At 63.9% G+C, this 24,267-nt stretch carries 17 protein-coding genes and 3 pseudogenes; 11 read left to right on the plus strand and 9 right to left on the minus strand.

Annotated features, from left to right (window positions below):
* Positions 1 to 71: 71 nt before the first annotated feature.
* Positions 72 to 2,171, minus strand: coding sequence for an acyltransferase family protein (locus G6N81_RS09160; protein WP_165135941.1), 2,100 nt, complete (start codon positions 2,169 to 2,171; stop codon positions 72 to 74).
* Positions 2,172 to 2,324: 153 nt separating this feature from the next.
* Here G6N81_RS09160 and G6N81_RS09165 point away from each other — a divergent pair.
* A pseudogene (locus G6N81_RS09165) lies at positions 2,325 to 2,681 on the plus strand (cation:proton antiporter); the annotation flags it as partial.
* 243 nt (positions 2,682 to 2,924) lie between these two features.
* Here the strand turns inward: G6N81_RS09165 and G6N81_RS09170 are convergent.
* Positions 2,925 to 3,446: pseudogene (locus G6N81_RS09170) on the minus strand (dicarboxylate/amino acid:cation symporter); the annotation flags it as partial.
* Between the two features lie 192 nt (positions 3,447 to 3,638).
* On the opposite strand from G6N81_RS09170, the pseudogene G6N81_RS09175 reads away from it, so the two are divergent.
* Positions 3,639 to 4,289, plus strand: a pseudogene (locus G6N81_RS09175) (tyrosine-protein phosphatase); the annotation flags it as partial.
* A gap of 70 nt (positions 4,290 to 4,359) precedes the next feature.
* Here G6N81_RS09175 and G6N81_RS09180 read toward each other — a convergent pair.
* A complete protein-coding gene (locus G6N81_RS09180) occupies positions 4,360 to 4,623 on the minus strand; it encodes a helix-turn-helix domain-containing protein (protein WP_165135944.1) in 264 nt (87 codons plus the stop codon).
* 71 nt (positions 4,624 to 4,694) lie between these two features.
* Here G6N81_RS09180 and G6N81_RS09185 point away from each other — a divergent pair, with 71 nt between their 5' ends.
* Positions 4,695 to 9,746 carry a type ISP restriction/modification enzyme gene (locus G6N81_RS09185; RefSeq protein ID WP_165135947.1) on the plus strand — a complete coding sequence of 1,684 codons (5,052 nt, stop codon included), beginning with the start codon at positions 4,695 to 4,697 and terminating at the stop codon, positions 9,744 to 9,746.
* 51 nt (positions 9,747 to 9,797) lie between these two features.
* Here G6N81_RS09185 and G6N81_RS09190 read toward each other — a convergent pair whose 3' ends face one another.
* Both G6N81_RS09190 and G6N81_RS09195 read right to left on the minus strand, forming a co-directional pair.
* A complete protein-coding gene (locus G6N81_RS09190) occupies positions 9,798 to 11,309 on the minus strand; it encodes an IS1634 family transposase (RefSeq protein WP_420901781.1) in 1,512 nt (503 codons plus the stop codon).
* 316 nt (positions 11,310 to 11,625) lie between these two features.
* On the minus strand, positions 11,626 to 11,799 hold the full coding sequence (locus tag G6N81_RS09195) for a hypothetical protein (RefSeq protein WP_165135950.1): 174 nt from the start codon (positions 11,797 to 11,799) through the stop codon (positions 11,626 to 11,628).
* Positions 11,800 to 11,845: 46 nt separating this feature from the next.
* Here G6N81_RS09195 and G6N81_RS09200 point away from each other — a divergent pair, with 46 nt between their 5' ends.
* The 4 genes from G6N81_RS09200 to G6N81_RS09215 all read left to right on the plus strand — a co-directional run bounded on the left by G6N81_RS09200 (position 11,846) and on the right by G6N81_RS09215 (position 14,983).
* The gene (locus G6N81_RS09200; RefSeq protein WP_165135953.1) at positions 11,846 to 12,166 is read left to right on the plus strand and encodes a nucleotide pyrophosphohydrolase; all 321 of its coding nucleotides are present in this window, start codon (positions 11,846 to 11,848) and stop codon (positions 12,164 to 12,166) included.
* Positions 12,153 to 13,883, plus strand: coding sequence for a DUF2075 domain-containing protein (locus G6N81_RS09205; protein WP_165135956.1), 1,731 nt, complete (start codon positions 12,153 to 12,155; stop codon positions 13,881 to 13,883). Before G6N81_RS09200 ends, G6N81_RS09205 begins: the two co-directional genes overlap by 14 nt.
* A 194-nt stretch (positions 13,884 to 14,077) precedes the next feature.
* Positions 14,078 to 14,488: a hypothetical protein gene (locus G6N81_RS09210; protein ID WP_165135959.1), complete on the plus strand. Its 411-nt coding sequence runs from the start codon at positions 14,078 to 14,080 to the stop codon at positions 14,486 to 14,488.
* Between the two features lie 132 nt (positions 14,489 to 14,620).
* Positions 14,621 to 14,983: a hypothetical protein gene (locus G6N81_RS09215; protein ID WP_165135962.1), complete on the plus strand. Its 363-nt coding sequence runs from the start codon at positions 14,621 to 14,623 to the stop codon at positions 14,981 to 14,983.
* A 142-nt stretch (positions 14,984 to 15,125) separates the two neighbouring features.
* Here the strand turns inward: G6N81_RS09215 and G6N81_RS09220 are convergent, their stop codons facing one another.
* Positions 15,126 to 16,706 (minus strand): glycoside hydrolase family 10 protein, encoded by a 1,581-nt coding sequence (locus G6N81_RS09220; RefSeq protein WP_241244940.1) that lies wholly within the window; start codon positions 16,704 to 16,706, stop codon positions 15,126 to 15,128.
* Between the two features lie 421 nt (positions 16,707 to 17,127).
* Between G6N81_RS09220 and G6N81_RS09225 the strand changes: the two genes are divergently transcribed.
* Both G6N81_RS09225 and G6N81_RS09230 read left to right on the plus strand, forming a co-directional pair.
* Complete coding sequence (locus G6N81_RS09225; RefSeq protein ID WP_241244941.1) at positions 17,128 to 17,922, plus strand: polyamine aminopropyltransferase; 795 nt, start codon at positions 17,128 to 17,130, stop codon at positions 17,920 to 17,922.
* Positions 17,923 to 17,976: 54 nt separating this feature from the next.
* Entirely contained in the window at positions 17,977 to 20,508 is a 2,532-nt protein-coding gene (locus G6N81_RS09230) for an ATP-dependent Clp protease ATP-binding subunit (protein ID WP_165135968.1), read from the plus strand.
* Positions 20,509 to 20,569: 61 nt separating this feature from the next.
* On the opposite strand, the gene G6N81_RS09235 is transcribed toward G6N81_RS09230, so the two are convergent.
* Both G6N81_RS09235 and G6N81_RS09240 read right to left on the minus strand, forming a co-directional pair.
* A complete protein-coding gene (locus G6N81_RS09235; RefSeq protein ID WP_165135971.1) occupies positions 20,570 to 21,349 on the minus strand; it encodes an ABC-2 transporter permease in 780 nt (259 codons plus the stop codon).
* Positions 21,346 to 22,071 (minus strand): ATP-binding cassette domain-containing protein, encoded by a 726-nt coding sequence (locus tag G6N81_RS09240; RefSeq protein ID WP_165135974.1) that lies wholly within the window; start codon positions 22,069 to 22,071, stop codon positions 21,346 to 21,348. Before G6N81_RS09240 ends, G6N81_RS09235 begins: the two co-directional genes overlap by 4 nt.
* A 129-nt stretch (positions 22,072 to 22,200) precedes the next feature.
* On the opposite strand from G6N81_RS09240, the gene G6N81_RS09245 reads away from it, so the two are divergent.
* Positions 22,201 to 23,442, plus strand: a complete 1,242-nt coding sequence (locus G6N81_RS09245) for a sensor histidine kinase (protein ID WP_165135977.1) — start codon at positions 22,201 to 22,203, stop codon at positions 23,440 to 23,442.
* Entirely contained in the window at positions 23,439 to 24,104 is a 666-nt protein-coding gene (locus G6N81_RS09250) for a response regulator (protein WP_165135980.1), read from the plus strand. Before G6N81_RS09245 ends, G6N81_RS09250 begins: the two co-directional genes overlap by 4 nt.
* A 9-nt stretch (positions 24,105 to 24,113) precedes the next feature.
* Here the strand turns inward: G6N81_RS09250 and G6N81_RS12850 are convergent, their stop codons facing one another.
* Positions 24,114 to 24,239, minus strand: a complete 126-nt coding sequence (locus G6N81_RS12850) for a hypothetical protein (protein WP_277602641.1) — start codon at positions 24,237 to 24,239, stop codon at positions 24,114 to 24,116.
* Between the last annotated feature and the right edge of the window lie 28 nt (positions 24,240 to 24,267).

Raw genomic sequence — 24,267 nt, forward strand, 5'->3', positions numbered from 1 at the left:
GCGGTGTTTCGCATCCCGTTCGCGACCGTGACCCGAGCAGCAAGAACACTGCCCCGAGCGTCTCTCTGCCGTTACGGCAGCACCTCGGTCAGTTCGTCGCCGAGGGCGGGGGCGACGTACTCCACCCACAGGCGGTTGAGGTGCGAGTCGTCGCCGTAGGTGGGGGTGTCGCCGACGAACAGGGGGCAGCCCGCGTCGACGCTGCACACGAGGGGCTCGGTGTCGACGTAGGCGGCTCCGGCCGCTTCTGCGGCGGCGCGGGTGAGGATGTTGCTGGTCTTTTCCACGCTGTCACCGGTGACGATGCACGCGTCTTGCGTTGCGTTGGGGGCCTCGACGCAGTCCTTCGGTTCGGCCTCGGGGCGGGCGGGAACGTCGCCGAGGGCGATGACACGCGGGGCGATCTCGGAGTAGCGCTCGATACCGGCCGTGACGGCCTCTGTCCACTGCACGTCGGTGCTGACGCCGTCGAGCTCGTCCATGTGCAACTGGCCGCGGGCGCTGGCAATGATGGCGGCGGGACCCAGGTCGTCCAGCTGCGCCGCGGTGTAGTCGCGGAAGTCGTCGCACTCGGCTTGATCGTGGGTGGGCGACTGCATCGTGGTGGGGTAGGCGCCGCACGACAGCTTCACGAACAGCACAACGCGGAAGTTGTGGTCTTGGCCGAGGATGTCGAGCGCGGGCAGCCACATTCCGGCGTGGGAGTCGCCGACGAGCGCAATCGTGGTCTCGGCCTCGGTGTCGCCGAAGAAACAGAGCTCGTCGAGGTCGTCGGAGCCGCCGCTGGCGTAGCAGTCGCGTCCGGCGAGGTCGGACCACTGGGCATCACGCAGCGCATCAGCGTCGTAGTCGGGCGGGATCGGAGCACCTGATTCGGCGGTGCGAACGGCTTCTGTGAGCTCGCTTTGCACGCCATCGAGATCCTCGGCTTCGAGGTTCTGGAAACCGTGTTCGTCGAAGAACTCTTCTGCGGCAGCCTGTTGCGATTCCTGTCTGTTCTGCGCGAAACCGACGGTGGAGAGGGCGACGGCCAGGATCACGATCACGCTCAGCGGCCACATCCACAGCGTTGTCCGGCCGCGAGAGAGGGCGGGAACGCGCTTTTGCTGGAAGGGGCGCTCGACGAAGTGGAACGTCAGCGACGCCAGGCCGAGGGAGATCGCGATGGTCAGCACCACGCGCAGCAGGTAGGGGGAGCCGTAGGGCAGAGCCGTCTGAACGGCGAGAGTGACCGGCCAGTGCCAGAGATACAGCGAGAAGGAAATATCGCCGATGTAGCGGAGTGTCGGAGCGGACAGCATTCGGCCGGTCCACGTGTCTGGTCCGGCGGAGAGCAGCAGGACGGTTCCGATCACGGGCACGAGGGCGAGGGATCCGGGGAAGGGCGTTGCGTCGGAGAACGTCAGCGTCCCGGCGACGATCAGCAGCAGCCCGGTGATGCCGATGGCATGACGCCACCGTGTGCGCAGCGGTGCGCTGAGAACGCAGGCCAGCAGAGCTCCGGCAGCGATCTCATAAGCGCGGGCGCCGGTGTGGAAGTAGCCGGGAACGGGGTCGGCGGCGGTGAACCACACGGAGAACGCCAGCGAGGCGGCGAAGAGCGCGGCGGTGACGCCCACAAAAACGCGCCGGTTCACGCGGGGAACGAGGGCGAGGACGACGAGCGGCCACACCAGGTAGAACTGCTCTTCCACCGCCAGCGACCAGAAGTGCTGGAACAGGCTGGGATCAGTGGGGGTGAAGTAGTCGACGCGGTCGGCGGCGAAGCTCCAGTTGGAGAGGAAGACGCTGGACCAGGCGGCGTCGATCGCCGTCTGTTGTGCGCGCGCGGCCGGCAGGACGATGGCGGCGTAGGTCAGGATCACGACCGTAACGAGGGCCGCGGCGGGCAGAATGCGGCGGGCGCGGCGCACGTAGAACTCGGTGATCGAGACGGTTCCGGTGCGGGCCACTTCGCGTAGCAGCAGCTGGGTGATGAGGAACCCGCTGATGACGAAGAAGACGTCGACGCCGATGAATCCGCCCTTGAGGCCGGGAACATCGACGTGGGCGAGCACGACGAGGCCGACGGCCAGGGCTCGCATGCCCTGGATGTCTGGGCGCCACGTTGAGCCCGTCTTTGGTGCCGCGGGCGAAGACGGCGCTTCGTCGGTGAGGATCGGTTGGCTCATCACTACAGAGCATAGTTACCGTTTTGTGATGTTTCTGTGCGAGTGGCCTGGCGCTCCTCCGAGGTGAGGATCTGCGCGCGTAGCCATGAGCCCATAGACCCCACGCTCTTCCTGGTTCTCGTCGGTTCCGTTACGGGGGTTGTCGTCGGGGTTGTGGCGTGGCTTCTCATCCCCGAGCTGACGCTGGCCGGAGCCCTCCTGCTGGGCGCGATCGTCGGCCCGCCCGACGCCGTGTCGGCTGCGGCGATCGGCCGAACGCTGGGTCTTCCGCGCCGGGTGATGAACGTGCTGAGCGGCGAGAGCCTGATCAACGACGCCACCGTGACAGGAACGTTCGGCCTGCTCATGCCGTTCGGCGCATATGCGATCGCCGAGCACACCGGCGGATCCGGTGTTCTGGCGGTTGTCGCGATGGGCTTCTACGTGGGCTACCACCAGCCGCGGACCCCCTACGCGCAACGGCAGCAGGAAAAGCCCCTGTGGCACTCGGTCGACTTTCTGCTGGAGAGCTTCGTATTCGCGTACGTCGGCCTGCAGCTCCCGCGCGTGCTGTCGACGGTGCTCGAGAACCAGGGCGCCGGGATACTGATCGCCGCCTGCCGCGCGGGCACGCTGTCGGAAGAGGTGATGCGGGAGCTCTTCGTGGCGATGGACGCCGAAGAGCTCGCGATCGATACGCGTAGCGCGCTGCGCGAGGAAGAGGAAAGGGGGCGGGGACCACCTGGATGGTCCCCGCCCCTCAGCCCGGCTGGGCTATGCCCGTGCGGCCTCGATTTCTGCCTGATCGGCGGAGGCGTCGAGCTCCTCGTCGTCATCCTCGTCCTGGAACGCGAGGCCCTCGCGGGGTGCGTTGTAGAGGTCTTCGTTGAGGATGCCCTCGCGCTTGGCGACGATGGCGGGGACCAGGGCCTGACCGGTGACGTTGAGGGCCGTGCGGCCCATGTCGAGGATCGGGTCGATGGCCAGCAGCAGGCCGACGCCTTCCAGGGGGAGGCCGACGGTCGACAGGGTCAGCGTGAGCATCACGGTGGCGCCGGTGGTTCCGGCCGTTGCGGCCGAACCGACCACCGAGACGAGAACGATCAGCGCGTACTGGATGATCGACAGTTCGATGCCGAAGAACTGGGCAACGAAGATCGCGGCGATCGCGGGGTAGATCGCGGCGCAGCCGTCCATCTAGGTGGTGGCACCGGACGGAACGGCGAAGGAAGCGTATTCGCGGGGCACAACCGCAGACGGTGGGGCGTCGAGCACGCTGAGCGTGCGTGTGCCGATGGGGCACAAAAGGGGGAAACGGCGCGGAATATCAACGTATTCCCGATCATGGCGATGTGTAACGTCTCGCGTGGTTTCGATCGGCGTGCTAGACCTCATGGCATGCCTTTCGATAGCGATCAGCGTCTGCATGAGATCCGCGGTGCGTACAACCTGCGCGACACGGGCGGTTATCAGGCGGGCGGCGGCGCCACCCAGTGGGGGCGGCTGTTTCGTTCCGATGCCCTGCACAACATCGGCGATGACGGACGGCAGAAACTGACCGAGCTGGGTGTGCGGCACATCGTTGATCTGCGCAGTTCGATCGAGCGCCGGATGTCGCCGAACGCGCTGGACGGGCTGAACGTGCAGACGCATCACGTGTCGGTTTTTGATGATGCCGCTCCCGAGAAGCAGATCTCGCGGGGGGTCGCGCTGGCGCCGATGTATGAGTACATCGTGGAGGAGCGCGGACAGCAGCTGGCATCGGCGATCCGGGTGATCGCGCACGATGATGACCCGGTGCTGGTGCACTGCACGGCGGGCAAGGATCGCACGGGGCTCGTGGTGGCGTTCGCGCTGACGGTGGCCGGGGTGGATCGTGACGCCGTTGTGGCGGACTATGCGGCCACGGAGGCGAACCTTGCCGGTGAGTGGGTGGAGGGCACCTTCGAGAGGATGACCGGCCGCGGGATCGAGCTGACGCCGGGGCTGATGGAGATCGTGTCGTTGAGCCCCGCGCCCGTTCTCGAGAACGTTCTCAGCCGGATCGATCGTGATCATGGTGGGGTGCGCGCGTACTTGCGTGCGCAGGGAATGACGCCGCGGGAGCTGGACCGGTTGGCGGAGTACCTGACCAGCTGAGGGGTGTTAGCGGGAGCGGACGAGAAGCTTGCCGACTTCGCTCAGGCGCGTGAGCGTCATGTCCCGTGAATCAACCAGTGCGACGCTGGGTCGCCGGGAACATGTCGGATGTCACGCCTTCGAGAAGGTCGCCGGGCTCGACGTGCAGCGCTTCGGCGATGCGAATCAGCGAGTGCACGTTCATCATCGCGCGGCCGCTCTCATAGCTGCGGATGTTTGACGAATCGATGTCGCTCGTGACGGCCAGCTGATCCTGCGTCATGCCGCGCCTCGTCCGGAAGAAGGCGATCTGCGACCCGACCCGAGTGGCGGCAGCAGAAGGAACGCGAGGCATCGAACCAGCGTCGTAGCCACCGGTCTCGCGCGCCAGGGTGCATACGCCCGGGTACTTGTACACTCACCGATATGCAGGAGACGAATCAGGCCCCACCGCGCACATCGAAGTTGGGGCCGACGTTCGCTCCCACCGTCCCCGATGGGCACACACCCTTTGACGATCTGCTGGCTGAGTTGCGTCAGCTGTCCGATAGCGAGCGCATGAAGGGCAACTACCTGGAGCAGCTCGCAAAGCATTACTTGGCGATCGATCCAAAGTGGGCAGACCAGCTGGGCGCGGTCTGGCTGTGGAAGGACTGGCCGGAACGCAACGGCAGGCCCGACCTCGGCATCGACCTCGTTGCGGAAATCCAGGGTGGTGGCTTGCTTGCCATCCAGGTGAAGTTCTACGACGAAGCCCACAAGATCCAGAAGTCGAACCTCGATTCGTTCTTCGAAGCGATGGGTAAGGAGCCGTTCACTGAGGGCTTGGTGATCGACACTGTCCGAGACTGGTCCGCGAATGCGCTTGAAGCGCTGAAGAATCGCACCAAGCCGGTACGCCGGATCGGGCTTGATCAGCTGCGCCACAGCGACATTGACTGGGCGACCTACGAGCTGATGGAGCCCCAGAAAGCTCCTCAGCGACATGAGCGAAAGGTCCCGCGGGCACACCAGCACCGCGCCATCTCTTCGGTGATCGAGGGGTTCACGCGCGACCCGTCGGAGGGCGGCCCGCTCGACCGCGGCAAGCTGATCATGGCGTGCGGCACGGGCAAGACCTTCACCGCGCTGAAGCTCGCCGAGCGCTGGACACGTGAGCACACCGGCGGCGTCTCGACGGTTCTCTTCATGGTGCCGTCGTTGGCGCTGCTGCAGCAGACGCTCACGGAGTGGAGCGCCGAGCGCGACCCGGAGATGAGCTTCCACGCGTTCGCGGTCGGCAGCGACATCAACATCGGACGCACGAAGAACGGCGATCTAACGAGCGTGATGCTCGAAGATCTCGGAGCACCCGCGACAACCGATGGCGCAAAGCTGGCCGATCTGATCGAGAGCCGCGGCGCCGTCGACGAAGGCATGACCGTTGTCTTTTCGACGTATCAGTCGATCGATGCGGTTGCGAAGGCTCAGCGTTTGGGCGCGCCGACGTTCGATCTTGTTATCTGCGACGAGGCGCACCGCACGACGGGCGTGACGCTCGCTGACGACGACGAGTCGCACTTCGTCAAGGTGCACGACAACGACGTCATTTCGGCGGAGAAGCGCCTGTATATGACGGCGACTCCGCGCATTTTCGCGCCCGAGGTGAAGAACACAGCGCGCGAGAAGGACGCTGAGCTCGTCTCAATGGATGACGAGCGCCTGTACGGCCCTGTGCTCTACCGCATCGGCTTCCACGAGGCGGTGCAGTCGCAGTTGCTGACCGACTACAAGGTCGTCGTTCTCGGCGTCAGCGAGGACCAGATCGTCGAGGGCTTTCAACGCCAACTGGCCGAGGACGGCCACGAGCTACAGATCGGCGATGTCGCGAAGCTCGTTGGCTGCTACAACGCGCTGGCGAAGCGCGAAGGAACCGTCGAAGTCGGCGGATTCGGCGAGGATCACGAACCGATGCGGCGTGCCGTTGCGTTCGCCAAAGACATCAGGACGTCGAGGCGGATTGCGAACGACTTTGGTCTGCTGGCTGACCGCCACCTGTCCAACCCGCTGAACGATGATCGCACCGACAACCTCACGGTCCAGTCACGTCACGTCGACGGGACGATGAATGCGACGCAGCGCGGCGAGCTACTCGACTGGTTGAAGGACGAGCCGCAGGCGGACGAATTCGACCGTCCGGTTGCGCGGGTACTGACGAATGCCCGTTGTCTGAGCGAGGGCGTTGACGTTCCCAGCCTTGACGCCGTGCTGTTCTTGAACCCGCGCAAGAGTCAAGTCGACGTCGTTCAGGCGGTCGGTCGCGTGATGCGCCGTGCGCAGGGCAAGCGCCTCGGATACATCGTCCTTCCCATCGCGATTCCTGCCGGGATGGATGCCTCGGAGGCGCTTAACGACAACGACCGGTACAAGGTTGTCTGGCAGGTGCTGCAGGCGTTGCGCGCCCACGATGAACGTCTTGACACGGCGATCAACCAGGCCACGCTGACCGGAACGCCGCCCGAGCAGGTCACGATCGTCAAGCTCGACCTGACGAGCAAGAAGAAGGACGACGGCCCGGGAATCGGTAGCGCCGGCGGTCGCGATGACGACGTTGAGGGTTCGGCTGGTAGTGGCTCGAGCACGGATGGTGCTGCTGGGCCGAGTTACACGAAGCCAGCGCTCTTCCAAACGGGTGAGGCCGACGACTGGAAGGACGCCGTCTACGCGAAGCTCGTGAAGAAGGTCGGCGACCGCCTGTACTGGGATGACTGGGCGAATGACATCGGCGACATTGCGAAGCGATTTATCGCGCTGATCACCGCGCATGTCGACGCCCCTGGCGGGGATCGTGCCTCGTTCGAGGAATTCGTGAAGGCACTACGCGCGACGGTGAATCCCGAGGTGAGTGAGGGCGAAGCGATCGAACTTCTCGCCCAGCACTTGATCACGAAGCCCGTGTTCGAGGCGATGTTCCCCGAGAACTCGTTCACGGCAGACAACCCTGTCTCGGTTGCGATGGAGCGTGTGATCGCGACGTTCCACGAGAACCAAGCATTCGTGCGCGAGCGCGAGCCGCTCGAGGCGTTCTACGCGACAGTCACAAAGCGGATCCGTGGGCTCGAGACGGTGAGCGCGAAGCAGCAGATGCTCGTGACGCTGTACGACAAGTTCTTTACGAAGGCGTTCCCGCTGCTCGCGGACAAGATGGGCATCGTCTTCACGCCGGTGCAGGTGGTCGACTACATCCTGCGGTCCGCCGACGCGGCCCTGCACCGTCACTTCGGCAAGCGGCTGAGCGACGAGGGCGTGAATATCCTTGAGCCGTTCGTCGGAACCGGGACGTTCTTTACGCGACTCATGCAGACGGGTCTCGTGAAGCCCGAGGACCTCTCGCGTAAGTACGCGAGCGAGATGTTCGCGAACGAGATCGTTCTGCTCAGCTACTACATCGCCGCGGTCAACATCGAGAGCGTGTACCGCGAACTGTGCGCGGAGAACGGCATCGAGCCCGTTGAGGGAGGCTTCGCAGGGATCAGCCTGACTGACACTTTTGCAATGGATGAGCGGGATAGTCAGCTGGCCGGTGGTGTGTTCCCGGTGAACACGGCGCGGCTTGAGAATCAGCGAGCATCGAAAGTCGATGTGATCGTGATGAATCCGCCGTATCGGTCTGGGCAGAGCAGCGCGAACGATGCGAGCCAGAACGCGAAGTACGCGGCCCTAGATGAGAGGGTCAAGCAGTCGTACGTCGAACTCTCATCGGCGACGAACAAGAACGGCCTGTACGACTCCTACTATCGCGCGTTACGTTGGGCCACGGATCGGCTTGGCAATGAGGGCGTCATCGCCTTTGTTTCGAACTCGGGCTTCATTGATGGTGGGACGGCTGACGGGGTGCGGCTGAGCTGGGAGAACGAGTTCAGCGACGTGATCGTGTACAACCTTCGAGGGAATGCCCGCAGTATGGGGGAGAGGCGCAGGCGCGAGGCTGGCAACGTGTTCGGAGAAGGGAGCCAGGCGGGCATCGCCGTCACGGTGCTCGTCAAGGACTCCGCGCATCAGGGGGCCGCGCGTATCCACTACGCAGATGTCGGCGACTACCTCACTCGTGAGGAGAAGCTTGACAAGCTCGTGCGTGAGGGATCAATCGAGGGAACCACACTCGAAACATTGACCCCTAACTCCGCGGGTGACTGGATCAATCAGCGAGATGATCGTTTCGGGACATGGGCGCCGATCGGGGACAAAGAGACAAAGGGGGGCATGGACACTCCGGGAGTATTTCGCGACTATTCGCGTGGACTCGCGACATCGCGGGACGCCTGGGCATGGAACTTCAGCGATTGCGACCTGCGCCAGAACATATGCACGCACGTTGACCACCTCAATGACGAACGCGAGCGTGCGTGGAAACTCATCAGGAGTGGCGACGAGACTCCGATTGAGAAGCTGATCTCACGCGATGGGACAAAGGGTTCGTGGTCTCGCCCGAATCTTCGCGATCTTAAGAGGAACGAATCAACGTTCCTCGACGCACAAGGTTTCCGCCTGGCACAGTACCGGCCGTTCACGAAGCAGCATCTCTACTTTGATCGCGCGGCCAAATTGAACGAAATGGTGTACCGGATGCCGCGTTTTTGGCCGACGCCGAACCATCCGAACCTCGCAATTTCCTGGACTGCGGACGACCGGCGTCCGTCACCACCGTTGCTGGTCGCTGTCATTACGGATCTCAACATTTTATCCGCAACGCAACTCTTTCCCCGCCACGTTTGGGCACCGACCTCTATGGAAGACGGCGCTCTTAACCTTGATGCTCTTGCTGAAAGTGACGGCGAGATTGTCGGGGACTATCGTCGCGTCGACAACATCACCGATGCGACGCTCACTCGATACCGCGAGGCATATAGCAATGAGCTACCTGCTGGTGACGCGGCCGCGAAGGACGACATCTTCTATGCCGTCTACGCTCTCCTCCACCATTCGACCTACCGCGAGACGTACGCGGCGGACCTGCAGAAAATGCTCCCGCGGATCCCGATTGTCGAGGGCTTCCCTGAGTATGCGCGCATCGGCCGTGCGCTCGCGGATCTGCATGTCGACTACGAGTCGGTCGACCCATACCCCCTCGACGAGGTTCTGACGCTCGATGCACCGGAAGATCCGTTCGAGCTCTATCGCATCCAGAAGCTCGCGTGGGGGAGCCGCAAGGACCGCTCAACGATTCGCTACAACGCGCACCTGACGCTGAAGGGCATCCTGGAAGATGAGGCGCTCTACAAGGTCGGCGGGCGCAGCCCGCTCGAGTGGGTGCTCGATCGCTACCAGGTGAAGACCGACAAGAAGAGCGGCATCACGAACGACCCGAACGATTGGCTGCGCGAGCACGACAACCCGCGCTACGTCGTCGATCTCATTAAGAGCCTCGTCACCGTGAGCCTTGAGACTCAGCGGTTGATCGCGGAACTACCCGACTTCGTTGTTATCGAAGGGTACTAATGCACGGGTTCAACCGCCCTCATCAGGTGGTTGAACCCGACTTTTATCAGGTTAGTGCCCCGCGGAGACGCGGGTTTTGATCGCCTCAACAACTGCCGCGGCGTCCTCGTCGAGAGGGACCGCGGTCGCGACCTCCTGGTCGCCGATGGTCACGACGCCCTCGCGGTAGACGCGTAGCGTCCGGACGATCTTCCGGATGGACCAGCCCGTGGTCTCTTCGATCCAACGCGACACCGCGAGGGACGCGATCACGATCTGCAGGTGTGCGTCGATCGAGTCCCGCAATCGCGCGTAGATCGGCCGCGCCTTCAAGTCGCCCTTCGACATGCGGAAGCTCTTCTCGACCTGCAGGAGCCGGTGATACGAAGCGATGACGAACTCTGCTGGTTCATCGACGAGATTCGTCACGTAGCCCTTGATGCCCGCCAATGCGCGTGCCTTGTCCTCGAGCTCACGGTTGACGGTCTTGTCGCCGCCGGTGAGCTTGACGAACCTGTTGCGCTTGACCGGTGTCTTCCCGGCGATGGCGTTCTCGGCCTTCGAGACCTGCTCCGCGATGCCTTTGAGCGTCCGGCGAGCGTTGTCGTGCTTGTAGCGGTAGTAGTAGACCTGATCACGTCGGCCATCCGTGGGGCCGGCGGGCCAGGGCTGTGTGAACACGTGTCCGTCGGGAATCGGCTCCCCGGGATGCTCGTTCCGCCAGCGCTCGATCACATACGGGACCTTCGGGGTCTTCGCGCCGAGGATGAAGTTCAACCCCGCCTGCTCGATGGCCTTCTGGTTCGCCTTGGACACCATGCCCGCGTCCGCGACGACCGTGATGTTTGACAGGCCGTGCGCCGTCATGAACGCCTCAAGCGTCGGCAGCATCGTCGCAGTCTCTGCTTTGTTGCCCTCGAACGCCTCAACCCGCAACGGGAATCCCGCCGCATCAGTGAGCAGGCCAACAGTGATCTGCGGCTCCAGGCGCCGCTCCTTGCTGAACCCGGGCTCACGGAACCCGTCACCCTCGTGAGCTTCGTAGTAGAGCGTGGTCACGTCGTAGAGCACCAGCGCCGCAGGACCGAGCTCCGCGTTCGAGGCGAGAACTCGCGCGAGATCATCTCGGAACGTGTCGGTTGCAAACACCGGCAACCGCCGATTGATCGTCGGATACGACACCGATGAGACACCCGCCTCTTCGAGCACCCGCGGGGTATCGAGCTTGCTGGTCGGCTCGATGATCCGCGCGAGCACGAGCTGCCGGAAGACGTCATCTGCCCCATCGACATCGCCAAACCGAAGCGCATCGAACGCGAGATTCAGACACCTCCAGAGCGGACCCATCGTCAACCGCATCGGCAACGGTCCACCCCGGTCTGGATCTGGCTCCAGCCCGAGGTCCAGCTCGGGCTGGGAGCCTGCGAGTTTCTGCCTCCCCGCGGCCTTCAGCAGCGCGACGTCCTCGGGCGTATGCGCGGACCCGAGGTGCTCGACGATCCGCCGCGAGCCCTGCTTCTTCTCCACGATCTGCACCGCGGTCGCGCCAGAGGCGGTCTTCACGGTGCGCAGATACGGAGACACCCCTCAAGATTAGTGCCCCGAAACGGGCCCGCATCGCGAGAAAACCCCAGGTCAAGACACCCCGACATCACGAACCGTCCTCACGGTGATAAAAGTCGGGTTATCGAAGGGTACTAATGCACGGGTTCAACCGCCCTCATCAGGTGGTTGAACTGTAGGTAACGCGCGGCTGGCGACAGAAGAGGAGCGAGCGCGGCGCCCCTCTGGCGAGGCGCGGTGGGAACCTAGAATTACGTCTCGCCGCCTCGCGCTTGATCGTGACGAAGTCGCGTGGGTGTGCGAGAGGTTTTGGGCTGTGCGTCTGCGAATGTTCGGTTCAGCTCTGACTGATCAGTTCGACTCCGAGTGAAGCGACGTTGACCTCTTGGTCGAGTTCGGTGAGGGCGTCGAGCCCACGTTCCGTGATTTCTTTGCGCCCAAGGAAGCGCTCGAGACGGTCATCGGCTGTCCGGTGGATCTCGTTCAGCCGCGCAACGCGCGACCCATGCACCAGCACCCTGGCACTGGTACCCGCACCACCCGATACGCTGACCCGCGTGACGATCGAACATGTCCAGCAGGAGCTTCGTGCCTTTGTCGCCGAGCGCGACTGGGCCCAGTTCCACAGTCCTGAGAACCTCGCGAAGTCGATCTCTATCGAGGCCGCCGAACTGCTGGAGGAGTTTCAGTGGGGTGAGCCGGGGGATCCGCAGAACGTGCGCGACGAGCTCGCCGACGTCCTGACGTATTGCCTCCTCCTCGCCGAAAGGATCGGTGCGGACCCGATCGAGATCGTGCGATCGAAGCTAGCGAAGACGCGCGCGAAGTATCCGGCCGATACCGCGCGTGGGCGGAGCGCGAAGTATGACCAGCTTTAGTATCGAGCGGCACCGGTTCACCGAAGCAGAAGTGGCGCGTCTCGCCGGATCTCGCGTCGAGTACAGCAACTGGCCGGTTGTCTACCTGCTCAACGACGAGCGCTCGATCTACGTGGGGGAGACGCTCAACGCCGCGAAGCGACTGCGGCGACATCGCGATCCGAAGTCGCGCAATCGGGACATGAAGCACGTGCGCATCGTGCTCGGCGAAGAGTTCAACAAGTCGGCCTGCCTGGATTTGGAATCGCAACTGATCCGCTACTTCAGTGGCGACGGCCAGCGCACGGTGCAGAACCGCAACGACGGTGTCACCGATGCTGACTACTTCGATCGGCGCCGCTACCAGCAGAGCTTTGACGACATCTTCGACGCGCTACGAGCGGAGGGGCTGTTCGCGAAGACTCGGCACGAGATCGAGAACAGCGACCTTTTCAAGCTCTCGCCGTTCAAGGCGCTCACCGTGGAACAGCGCGCCGCAGTCGAGAACATCCTCGATGGTCTCTTTGACGACCTCGAATCTCAGCGATCGAGCATGTCTGTGATCCAGGGAGCCGCCGGAACCGGAAAAACGATCGTCGCCATCTACCTGATCAAGCTTCTGAGCGACATCGCCACGGCGGATGAGATCGATGCCTTCGAAAGTGAATCCGTGTTCTCCGACTACTTCCAGCGCGGGTATCCGCAATTGGCAGAGGGGCTACGCATCGGGTTCGTGATCCCGCAGCAGTCCCTGCGGACGTCGGTGCGCGAGGTTTTCAAGCGCACACCCGGACTGTCGAAGCAGATGGTGCTGAGTCAGTTCGACGTGGGAAAGAGTGACCAGCAGTACGACCTGTTGATCGTCGACGAATCACACCGCCTCACCCGCCGCGCGAACCAGTCATCGGGTGGCCTGAACCGCGACTATCGGCTGATCAACGAGAAGCTCTTTGGGCGCGATGACGACGCGTACACCCAGCTCGACTGGATCCGCGCGAAAAGCACCCACCAGATCTTCCTCATGGACAGCGGGCAGAGCGTACGTCCCGCGGACATCTCGCTCGACACGCAGCGCGCACTGCGCAGCGAAGCGCGCGGCGCCGGACGATGGCACCACCTCATGACGCAGATGCGCGTGAAGGCCGGAACGGACTATGTGGGCTGGGTGCGGAACGCGCTCGCCGGGGGAACGTCAGGTCCCATCGACTTGGGCGAGTACGACTTCCGCTTCTTCGACTCCCCGGTCGAGATGCGTGAAGCGATCGCCGAGAGGGAGAGTGAAGCCGGTCTGTCACGCATGCTGGCCGGATACGGGTATGAGTGGCGTTCACGCGCCGATCCCGAGGCGTATGACCTCGAAATCGACGACTTCCGCATGCGCTGGAACTCGAAGACCACCGATTGGATCAACTCGCCGCTTTCTGCGAACGAGGTTGGATCGATCCACACCGTCCAGGGCTACGACCTCAACTACGCGGGCGTCATCATCGGCCCCGAGCTGTTCTGGGATCCCGTTGAACAGCGCATCCGTGTCGACCGCGACCGCTACTTCGACAAGAAGGGCAAGGAGAACAACCCCAAGCTCGGGGTCGTCAACGGCGAGGCCGAGCTCACGGTGCTCATCGTGAACATCTACGTGGTGCTCATGACGCGCGGGATGCTTGGCACCTACGTGTACGTGCACGATGAGGGATTGCGGGAGCAGCTGCGCGGGGTGTTTGGGGCGGCGATTACGTAAAAGCCGGGGCGATCTCCCGAGTGCGCCCGTCGCCGGAAACAGAGACACTGGAGTCATGACGCGTCTCGACGACCCCCCGCGAGCTTCTCGACATCGTCAATGACGATCTTTCCCCGCACAAGCGCTTCTACGACTATTGGCAGGCGAATCAATACGCTGACGACGCATACCCCACGGCGATGTTGCTGGTGGGGATGGCGGAGCAGGCCACGCCCGCGCTGGTCCCGGTGATTGAGCGCGCCATCGTTCTGGTCACCCGGGCGATTCTCCGCTCCGACGATTCTTCCGGCTTGCAGGGTGACATCGTGAGCGAACTCCTTGACGCGCACGCTGAAGCGGTGCGCAGCGCGTATCCACCGTTGACGCAACCGGAGCAGACGCGCCTGGTGAAGTGGCTCATCTCGTTTCGCTACGGCGGCACCCAAGACTTCTTTGATCCCGACATCGTTGCGTATGCGCCGGCACTTTCCGCGAAGAGCCTCGATCGTTATCGCCGTGCCATCGAGCAGATGGATCTCGGGCCTTACGGTCGCTACCCACTGGAGCGATTGGCCGTTCTCGCCCGCGATCGTGTGGGACCTCGAAGAAGCCGGTCTGCACGATGACGCCCTCGCCTATGCGAGCCGCGGGGTCGAGTTGGAGAGCCGCGGGTGGGACCAGGGGCTCATCACGTTTCTCGTCGACGATGCGATCGCATCGGGGGAACTGTCGCAGGCCGTCGGGATGCGAAGGGCTTCGTGCGGCACCTGCTTGATGAGGCGCGCGATGACGAAGCGTGGATGTTCGCAAACGACAACCTTTCGATCCAGGCGGGCCCCGGCACCTGGCTACGCCTGTGCGAACGGCGTTCGCTGACGCACCCGGCCGAGGCGCTCCCGATCTACCGCGACATCGTGACCGACACTCTCACCGAGGCTGACAAGCGCAACTATCGGAACGCCGCGACGATCCTCAAGACCATGCGCGTCATTGCGTACGCAACCGGCGATTCCGCCCGCGCGGAGTTCGACGCATTCCTCGCCGAGACGATTGACCGCAACCGTCGACGCCCAACGTGCCTCACCGCATTCGAACGTGCCGGTCTGATGCGACGGAGGTAGCCTCACCGATCGTCCTGCCGTGGGTCCCGCTCACTCTGCGCAGCGCATCGCCAAACCACAATGAAGGTTTCGCCGGCGTCTCCGCGTAGACGCACACCCGCCGCCACCCCCACTCCGGGGGCAGCGGCGGGCGCACGTGCACTTAGCTCTGCGTCTGCACGCGCCTCGCGATGAGGAACGTCAGCCCCAGCGCCATCAGCAGTCCTGCTGCGCCAAACACGAGCGGCGTTGCCGAGCCGCCCGTTGCTGCGAGGTCCGTTCCGGACGTGTCCGTCTTCTGGTCGTCGTCAGCTGCGGCGTCGGCCGGAGCCTCATCGACCGGTGTTTCATCGACCGGAGCCTGCGGGGTGTCCTCCACCGGCTCGGTGTCGTCCGGCTGCGGTGCGGCCGAGTCGTCCGCCCCGTTCGCGGCGCCATCCGCACCGTCGGCATCGGCTGATGCATCGGTGTCCGTGCCAGCGTTCACGTCCGCATCTGCCGTCGCGTCGGTGTCTGCACCGGCGTTTACGTCAGCGTCGCTCGCGTCGGCATCGCCCGTGGCGTCACCCTGCGCATCCGCGTCCGCCGCTCCGCCATCGGCCGCGCCATCCGCATCATCGACCGAATCGTTCCCCGATGCCGCGAGCAAGATGTCGTACATCGCGTAATACGCCGGCTTGCGCTCAAGGTCGTCGGTCCACGGCGTCGCAGATCCCTCGCCCTCGAATGTCACAGGAACCCACGAATACTTGTCCGACGCACCCCACAGGGTGAAGGAATCACAGCTGGCCTCCGCCAGGCACGACTCCAGCACGAATGCGAAGAACTCGTTCTGCTCCTCGATCATCTCGGGTGTCGGCTCTCCTCCCGTCAGGTCCATCCGCACGTCCAGTTCGGTGATCGCCGTCTTCAGCCCCAGATCGCCGAAGCGCGCGAGGTTGTCGGGCAGCGACGGGTCGTAGCCGTACATGGTGCCCAGGTGCGACTGCAGGCCGAAGCCATGAACCGGAACTCCCTGCTCGAGCAGGTCCGTGATCAGCGCGTAGTACCCGTCGGTTTTCGCGTTGATGCCCTCGACGTTGTAGTCGTTGAAGAACAGCAGCGCGTCCGGATCGGCCTCGTGCGCCCAGTGGAAGGCATCGGCGATGATGTCCGTGCCGAGCTCCCGCAACCAGATGTTGTCTTCCATCCGGAGCGTGCCGTCCTCGTGGAAGATCTCGTTCGCCACCTCCCACTGGTCGATGCGGCCGGCGTAGCGCTCCACCACCGTCGTGATGTGGTCGTGCAGGATCTCGCGCAGCTCCTCCGGCGTGAAGTCGCCGTTCTCGACCCATTCGGGGTTCTGGCTGTGCCAGAACAGGGTGTGGCCGCGCACCACCTGATCGTTCTGTTCGGCGAACTCGACGATGGCGTCGGCGTCGGCGAAGTCGTACTCGCCCGGGGCGGGGCGCAGGTGATCCCACTTGAGCTGGTTTTCGGGGGTGAGCGAGGAGAACTCCGTGGCGATCAGCTCGCGGTATTCCTCGTCAAAGTGGAAGGGGTCGGGGTAATCGGCCGCCCCATGGTGGCCGCCGCCGGCCGCCGCCCCGCCAATTTTTAGTCCCTCGGGCGCTACGCCCCTCAGTGAGTCCGGCGCCGTATGTTCTGGCGCGGAATCGTCTGCGTTCGCCACGGCCGCCGTTCCGCCCGCGAGGAGCCCTAATGTCACGCCTGCCGCAAAAACGGTCTTGTTGAATCTGCGCACTACCGCACCTTTCCTGTCCGACGTCTTCGTCGAACGGCTCATCGTCGAGAACATGTTGCCGGTCGCAACAAATTGGAACGTAGTCGGTTGGTTCGTGCGCGGCAAGGGTGGGGATAGCCGCGAAATCACGTATGGAAATCGATATCGGCGTCGTTCCGGGGATCAGGGGGTATGTCACGAAACGGTAACGACTGTGGCGGGGGCTTTCCGAGCGTTCTTCGGGTCGTTGGCGCCCGGTTCCCGGCGGGCGTCGTGCCGTACGAAGGAATAATCGCGCGCTACACCTCGAAAATGGCCATCTGGAGGGCTCTGGCCCCAATTTTTCCTTCGTACGGCATCGTGAGTCGTGCAGTCGTGGGCGGTGCGGCGATGACCGCCGTCCACCGCCCGGTAGTGTCGAGCGCAACGGACGGGAGCCCCGGTGATCACTCCGTTCGAGGAACTGGACTGGCAGCCAACGCCGATCGGCGACCTCATGTTGCGGCGACGCACGGAACCCGCAGTCGGCCGAGAGGTCTACGAGGTCAAGCTCGGCGAGGAATACCTCATGTCGAGCCTGTTCACCGTTGCGGAAGAGGAGCTGGCGCACCTGGGCCTGGTTGCGGTGCGCGGCGATAACCTGTCGGTTCTTGTTGGTGGTCTAGGCCTGGGATACACGGCAGTCGCCGCGCTGCGGGACAGCCGGGTGGGTGCGCTCACCGTGATCGACCGGCTGGGCGCAGTCATCGGCTGGCATCAGCGGGAGCTGCTTCCGGCATCGCCGGAACTTGTCGGCGACGTACGAACGTCCCTTGTCGAGGACGATTTCTTCGCGGTGATGCGTGCGGAGCCCGCCAACGGGCAGGACCGGTACGACGCGATTCTGCTCGACGTGGACCACTCGCCGCGGCATCAGCTCGATCCGACGCACGCCCCGCTGTACACGGCAGACGGCTTGCGAGCTCTCGACCGCCACCTCGCCCCGGGCGGGATATTCGCTCTCTGGTCGGATGATCCGCCCGACGACGATTTCCTCACCGAGCTGCGCACCGTGTTCGACGACGGTACGGCGCACGTTGTCGACTTCGACAACCCCGTGACCGATGGGGTGTCGTCCAACACGGTGTACGTGGCCCGCAGCCGCAGGTTAGGCCGCCCATACCCTGCCACCTTCCGCAACAGAGATATGCCCACGGCGAACACGGCGACCCTCGCCGTGATACGTGGCTACCGTTGAATCACGGCCCGTTCCATCGTGCCGCCGATTGGCCCCTGCGCCCGGAGGAGTGACATGTTCGAGAGGTTCACCGACCGCGCCCGCCGTGTGGTTGTTCTCGCCCAAGAAGAGGCGAAGATGCTCAACCACAACTACATCGGTACGGAGCACATTCTGCTCGGGCTGATTCACGAGGGCGAGGGTGTTGCCGCAAAGGCTCTCGAATCCCTCGACATCTCGCTCGACGCCGTGCGCGAGCAGGTTCAGGACATCATCGGTCAGGGGCAGCAGCAGCCCACTGGCCACATCCCCTTCACGCCGCGCGCGAAGAAGGTCCTGGAGCTGTCTCTGCGCGAGGCGCTGCAGCTCGGCCACAACTACATCGGCACGGAGCACATTCTGCTCGGCCTGATCCGCGAGGGCGAGGGTGTCGCTGCCCAGGTGCTCGTGAAGCTCGGCGCAGACCTCAACAAGGTGCGCCAGCAGGTCATCCAGCTGCTCAGTGGTTACCAGGGGGGCAAGGAGCCCGTTGGTGTGACGCCGGGCGGCCAGGAGCAGCAGGAGCAGGGTGGCAAGGCCGGTTCGCAGGTTCTCGACCAGTTCGGCCGCAACCTGGCCCAGGCCGCGCGCGACGGCAAGCTCGACCCCGTGATCGGGCGTGAAAAAGAGATCGAGCGCGTGATGCAGATCCTCTCGCGCCGCTCGAAGAACAACCCCGTTCTGATCGGTGAGCCCGGCGTCGGCAAGACCGCCGTTGTTGAGGGCCTCGCGCAGGCGATCGTCAAGGGCGATGTTCCCGAGACGCTGAAAGACAAGCAGGTCTACTCCCTCGACCTCGGATCGTTGATCGCCGGTTCCCGCTACCGCGGTGACTTCGAGGAGCGCCTGAAGAAGGTCACGAAGGAGATCCGCAACCGCGGCGACATCATCGTCTTCATCGACGAGATCCACACCCTGGTGGGTGCGGGTGCCGCGGAGGGCGCGATCGACGCCGCCAACATCCTCAAGCCGCTGCTCGCCCGCGGTGAGCTGCAGACGATCGGTGCGACAACTCTCGACGAGTACCGTAAGCACTTCGAGAAGGACGCCGCTCTTGAGCGTCGCTTCCAGCCGATCCAGGTTGCCGAGCCTTCGCTGCCTCACGCGATCAACATCCTGAAGGGTCTGCGCGACCACTACGAGGCGTTCCACAAGGTGCAGATCACCGACGGCGCGATCGTCGCTGCTGCCAACCTCGCCGACCGCTACGTGCAGGACCGTTTCCTGCCCGACAAGGCGATCGACCTGATCGACGAGGCCGGCGCCCGCCTGCGCCTGTCGATCCTGTCGAGCCCGCCCGAGCTGCGTGAGTTCGACGAGAAGATTCAGAACGTGCGCCACCAGAAGGAGGCTGCTTCGGAAGAGCAGGACTTCGAAAAGGCGGCGTCGCTGCGTGACGAGGAGAAGAAGCTGCTCGGCGAGCGCCTGCGCCTCGAGAAGAAGTGGCGTGCGGGCGAGGTCGAGACCAACGCCGTCGTCGATGAGGGGCTGATCGCCGAGGTGCTGGCACAGGCCACCGGAATCCCCGTCTTCAAGCTCACAGAAGAGGAGACCAGCCGTCTCGTCTTCATGGAGAAGGCACTGCACGAGCGCGTTATCGGCCAGGAAGAGGCCATCTCGGCTCTGTCCAAGACGATCCGCCGCCAGCGCGCCGGCCTGAAGGACCCCAAGCGTCCCTCCGGCTCGTTCATCTTCGCCGGCCCCACGGGTGTCGGTAAGACCGAGCTGGCCAAGGCCCTCGCCGAGTTCCTCTTCGACGACGAGGACGCCCTGATCTCGCTCGACATGTCCGAGTTCGGCGAGAAGCACACGGTGTCGCGCCTGTTCGGTGCCCCTCCCGGATTCGTCGGCTTCGAAGACGGCGGCCAGCTCACCGAGAAGGTGCGCCGCAAGCCGTTCTCGGTTGTTCTCTTCGACGAGATCGAGAAGGCCCACCCCGACATCTTCAACTCGTTGCTGCAGATCCTCGAAGAGGGTCGCCTGACCGATGGTCAGGGCCGCGTCATCGACTTCAAGAACACCGTCATCATCATGACCACGAACCTCGGTTCGTCGGCCATCGCCGGTGGACCCGTCGGTTTCCAGGTCGAGGGCAACCAGCAGACCACCTACGACCGCATGAAGGGCAAGGTCGACGAAGAGCTCAAGCGCCACTTCAAGCCCGAGTTCCTCAACCGCGTGGATGACATCATTGTCTTCCCGCAGTTGTCGAAGCCCGAGCTGCTGCAGATCGTCGACCTGTTCACGAAGCGCCTCAGCGAGCGGCTTCTCGACCGCGACATGACGATCGAGCTCTCCACGGCCGCCAAGGAGCGACTGATCGAGATCGGCTTCGACCCGACCCTCGGTGCACGTCCTCTGCGCCGCGCCATGCAGCGTGAGATCGAGGACCGCCTGTCCGAATCGATGCTCTCTGGTCAGCTCGAATCGGGTCACCACATCAAGGTGGACGTCGTCGACGGCAAGTTCACGTTCCACAACGAAATGCGCGCCGAGCGCGTTTCGGTGAGCGTCAACACCGGCGGCGACATCAAGTCCAGCCCCGAGATCACCGCCTTCGGCGAGTAATCTCACCAGCGTTCGGCCCCCGCTCCTGATCAGGAGCGGGGGCCGACGGTTTTTTTGTGCGTCAGACGACTTCTTTGCGGTGGATGCGCAGGAGTCCCCCGATAAGGGGAACAACAACCCACAGCAGCACAGCGGTCAGGAGCTTCGCGGCACTGATCGCATCGAGCTCCCCGATGTACAGGGGAAGCACGGCGCTCGTCAGATCAACCCACCCGGCAACGTGCATGACCGCTGGAATACCGTTCGCGAAGGTCGCCACCATCGGCAACAGCAGATAGGCCACGATGGCAACGGGCGTGCTGAGGAACAGCAACCCAAACGCGACGCCCATGATGGCGTAGATCATCGTTCCTCCGAGCAGTCCCAGAGCGACCGCGGGATCGACGCTCCAATCGGCACCAGCTTCCGTCGAGAACCCAACGATTGCGTTCAAGCCGGCCGCGATCGCGAACGTCGAAACGTAAAGCGCGATCCCGAACGCCATGACGGCCACGATCTTCGCCATGACCATGCGTGTGCGCCGTGGCTCGATCACGAACATGACAAGGCCGGTGCGCTGTGACCACTCCGATGTGGCGGCGACGATGCCGACAAGCGGAAGAAGAAGTGACCAGCCGAACGATGCGCTGTCGACCATCGACGCCCACGACGCGGCCTCCGCACCACCCACCCACAGCCAGACAACGGTTGCGATGGCGCTGATCAAGATGATGGAGAGCAGGAGGGCGGCGCCCGCACGAGTGTCGACGAGCTTGCGGCATTCGACGGCAATGAGCACGGAGAGGGGGATGCCCGACGGCCGCTTCAGGGAGGTTTCTCGCGGAGCAACGGTGTGCGTCATGCCGCACCTCGCTCGCGCGCCGTGTCGCTGGTCCACCGGAAGTACGCATCCTCAAGCGTGGACGCGCCGTGCTCGAGTAGCGACGCTTTCGGCCCCTGCGCCATGACGCGACCGTCACCCATGATGACAACATCATCCGCAAGAAGCTCCACCTCGCTGAGCAGATGTGACGACAGCAAAACCGTGCCGCCGCCGTCAGCAAAATCGCGGAGCAGGTCGCGCGTCCAGCGGATGCCCGACGGGTCAAGTCCGTTCACCGGCTCGTCCAGAATCAGTACCTCGGGCTCACCGAGGAGCGCCTGCGCGATGCCCAACCGCTGCCGCATACCGAGCGAGTAGGTTCCCGCGCGGCGGCGAGCTTCGCGGGCCGTGAGCCCAACGCGATCGATCATGTCATCCGCGTTCGCCTGGCTCTTGCCCAACATCATCGCTGCGAGAACAAGCGCCTCCCGTCCCGAACGCCCCTTGTGGACGGCCGAGGCATCGAGCATTGCCCCCACCCGGGTTGCGGGGCGGGGGATATCGATGAACCGCTGCTCAAGAATCCGAGCCTCTCCGGAAGCGGGAATCGACAGGCCCAGCAGGAGCCGCATCGTCGTCGACTTACCGGAACCGTTGGGGCCGAGGAGGGCGGTAACGCGTCCGGGACAGGCAGTAAACGTGACATTGTCGACCACCGTTCGCCGGCCGTATCGTTTGGTCAGCTGTTTAGCTTCGATCATGTCTCAACGGTGACAGGGTGAGGGCGCATGGCACATCCTGCGCGGGGCGATCGCATCTCCAACTTTGGGAGGGGGTGGCCCCCTCCCTTGGCCGATGTAGCGAGTGTGGGGCGCTTATAGACTTCTCGAATGGCAACCGGGTTGGTCCAAAACGAAGTGGTGACGGGCCTTCGCCCCACAGCTGAGGCCAGCCCGCGCTCGCAACTCTCCCAATGGGGAAGCGCGTGGCGGTACGCCGTGATGATTGTCGTGGCGCTGGTCGTCTATGTGATCTTCCTCGGGGCTGTGCTCGAACGCCACGATGTCAACCCGGACCTCATCGACGACCAACCGCTGTGGATTCAGGTCCTTCCGTTGTCGGAGGTCATTCTGGGCCTGGCGACGATAGGTGCGCTCCCGTTTCGCCGCCGATGGCCCCTCCTCATCGCAGTGATGTCCGCGGCGCTCATGAGCTTCAGCGCAACGGCGATTGCAGGGGCCGCCCTTGCCGCAACATCCAACGCCACGCGGCGTCGCCCGCGGAGCCTGCTCGTAGTGGGAATTGTGTGGTTGTGCGCTGGCCTCATTCTGTCCGCCTGGTCGATGCGGCCGGGCGCTGTAGCCTGGGTGATCCCGGTGATCATGATGACGACGTATGCGCTGAGCGTCACGATCGGCCTGTATGTTGGTGCCCGGCGCGATCTGATCGCATCCCTGCGCACCCGCGCACACGAAGCCGAGCGCGAAGCCGCGTTGCGTGTGGCGGCCGCGCGTGCAACGGAGCGCACTCTGATCGCTCGTGAAATGCACGATGTTCTCGCGCACCGGATCTCGTTGATTGCCGTCCACGCGGGCGCGCTTGACTATCGAACAGACTTATCGACGGAACGTAGCACCGAGGCGGCCTCGCTTATCCGGGAGAATGCGAGACGTGCGCTTGTCGAATTGCGGCACGTGCTGGACGTGCTCGGCGACAGGGACGAGCGGTCTCCCCAGCCAACGCTTGCGCAACTGGAGGCTCTCCTGGAGGAGACGCGCCAGGCGGGCATGCGCGTGACCGCTACGGTCGCGGCCCGCATCGAAGAGTTACCGGACGAGGTCTCTCGGTGCGCCTATCGCGTTGTCCAAGAATCCGTCACCAACGTTCGCAAACATGCTCCGGGCGCCCAGGTGCGCCTCCTTATCGAAGGGCAGCCGGGAGGTATTTTGATGGTCGAGGTGGGAAACGCGGTGCCACGCGATCGCATCGAAGCGCCGCCACACAGCGGCCACGGGCTGGCGGGGCTCTCACAGCGAGTGGAGATTCTCGATGGCCAGTTTTCCTCCGGCCCTGAAGACGGTGGGTTCGTCACGCGCGCGTGGCTGCCCTGGCGCGAGACGGAGACTGCATGACCGAGAAAACACCAACGACGGTCATTGTCGTCGACGATGATGCGCTCGTGCGAAGCGGGTTGAAGCTGGTTCTCGAGGGCGAACCGGAGATCGAGATCGTTGGCGAAGCAGCCGATGGGCGCGAAGCGCTTGCGCTCATCGCCAAAGTGCGTCCCGATATCGCGCTGATGGACATCCGGATGCCGCGGATGGACGGCATCGAGGCGCTGCGCGAGCTTGCACCGCGGGAAACACACACCAGGGTCATCATGCTGACAACGTTCGATTCTGACGAGTCGGTGTTCACCTCCCTGCAAGAGGGAGCGGCGGGGTTTCTCGTTAAGGACACTCCGCCAGCCGACATTGTTTCTGCTGTGCGGCGGTGCGCTCGAGGCGAGCCGACGCTGTCTCCAAGCGTGACCACGCGCGTCATTGAGGTTGCAACGTCCGCGCAGGGGTCCGCTGCGGAAGCCCAGAGCATGGCGCTGTCGTTGACGGCCCGCGAACGGGAAGTGGCGATCGCCGTTGCGCGTGGCCGGTCCAACGCCGAGATCGCCAGTGAACTTCACATCAGTGTCGCAACCGTCAAATCGCATGTGGGAAGCCTGTTCATCAAACTCGACGCCTCCAACCGTGTCCAGCTTGCGCGTTTGGTTCACGAAGCCCGCATCCACACGCGCTGACCGCGCGGGTCAGTGTTCGTCGGAGGGCGATCGACGAGAGCTGATGGTGTGAACCGTTGCGGCCGCCACGATCCCCGCCAGTACGGCGACGGCGCCGCGGACCACCATGTTCAGATCTGTCGTGACGGCGAGCACCACTGACAGGATAAGGATGGTCGCAAAA

It is taken from the genome of Microbacterium amylolyticum (genome assembly GCF_011046975.1).
GTDB classification, from domain to species: Bacteria; Actinomycetota; Actinomycetes; order Actinomycetales; family Microbacteriaceae; genus Microbacterium; species Microbacterium amylolyticum.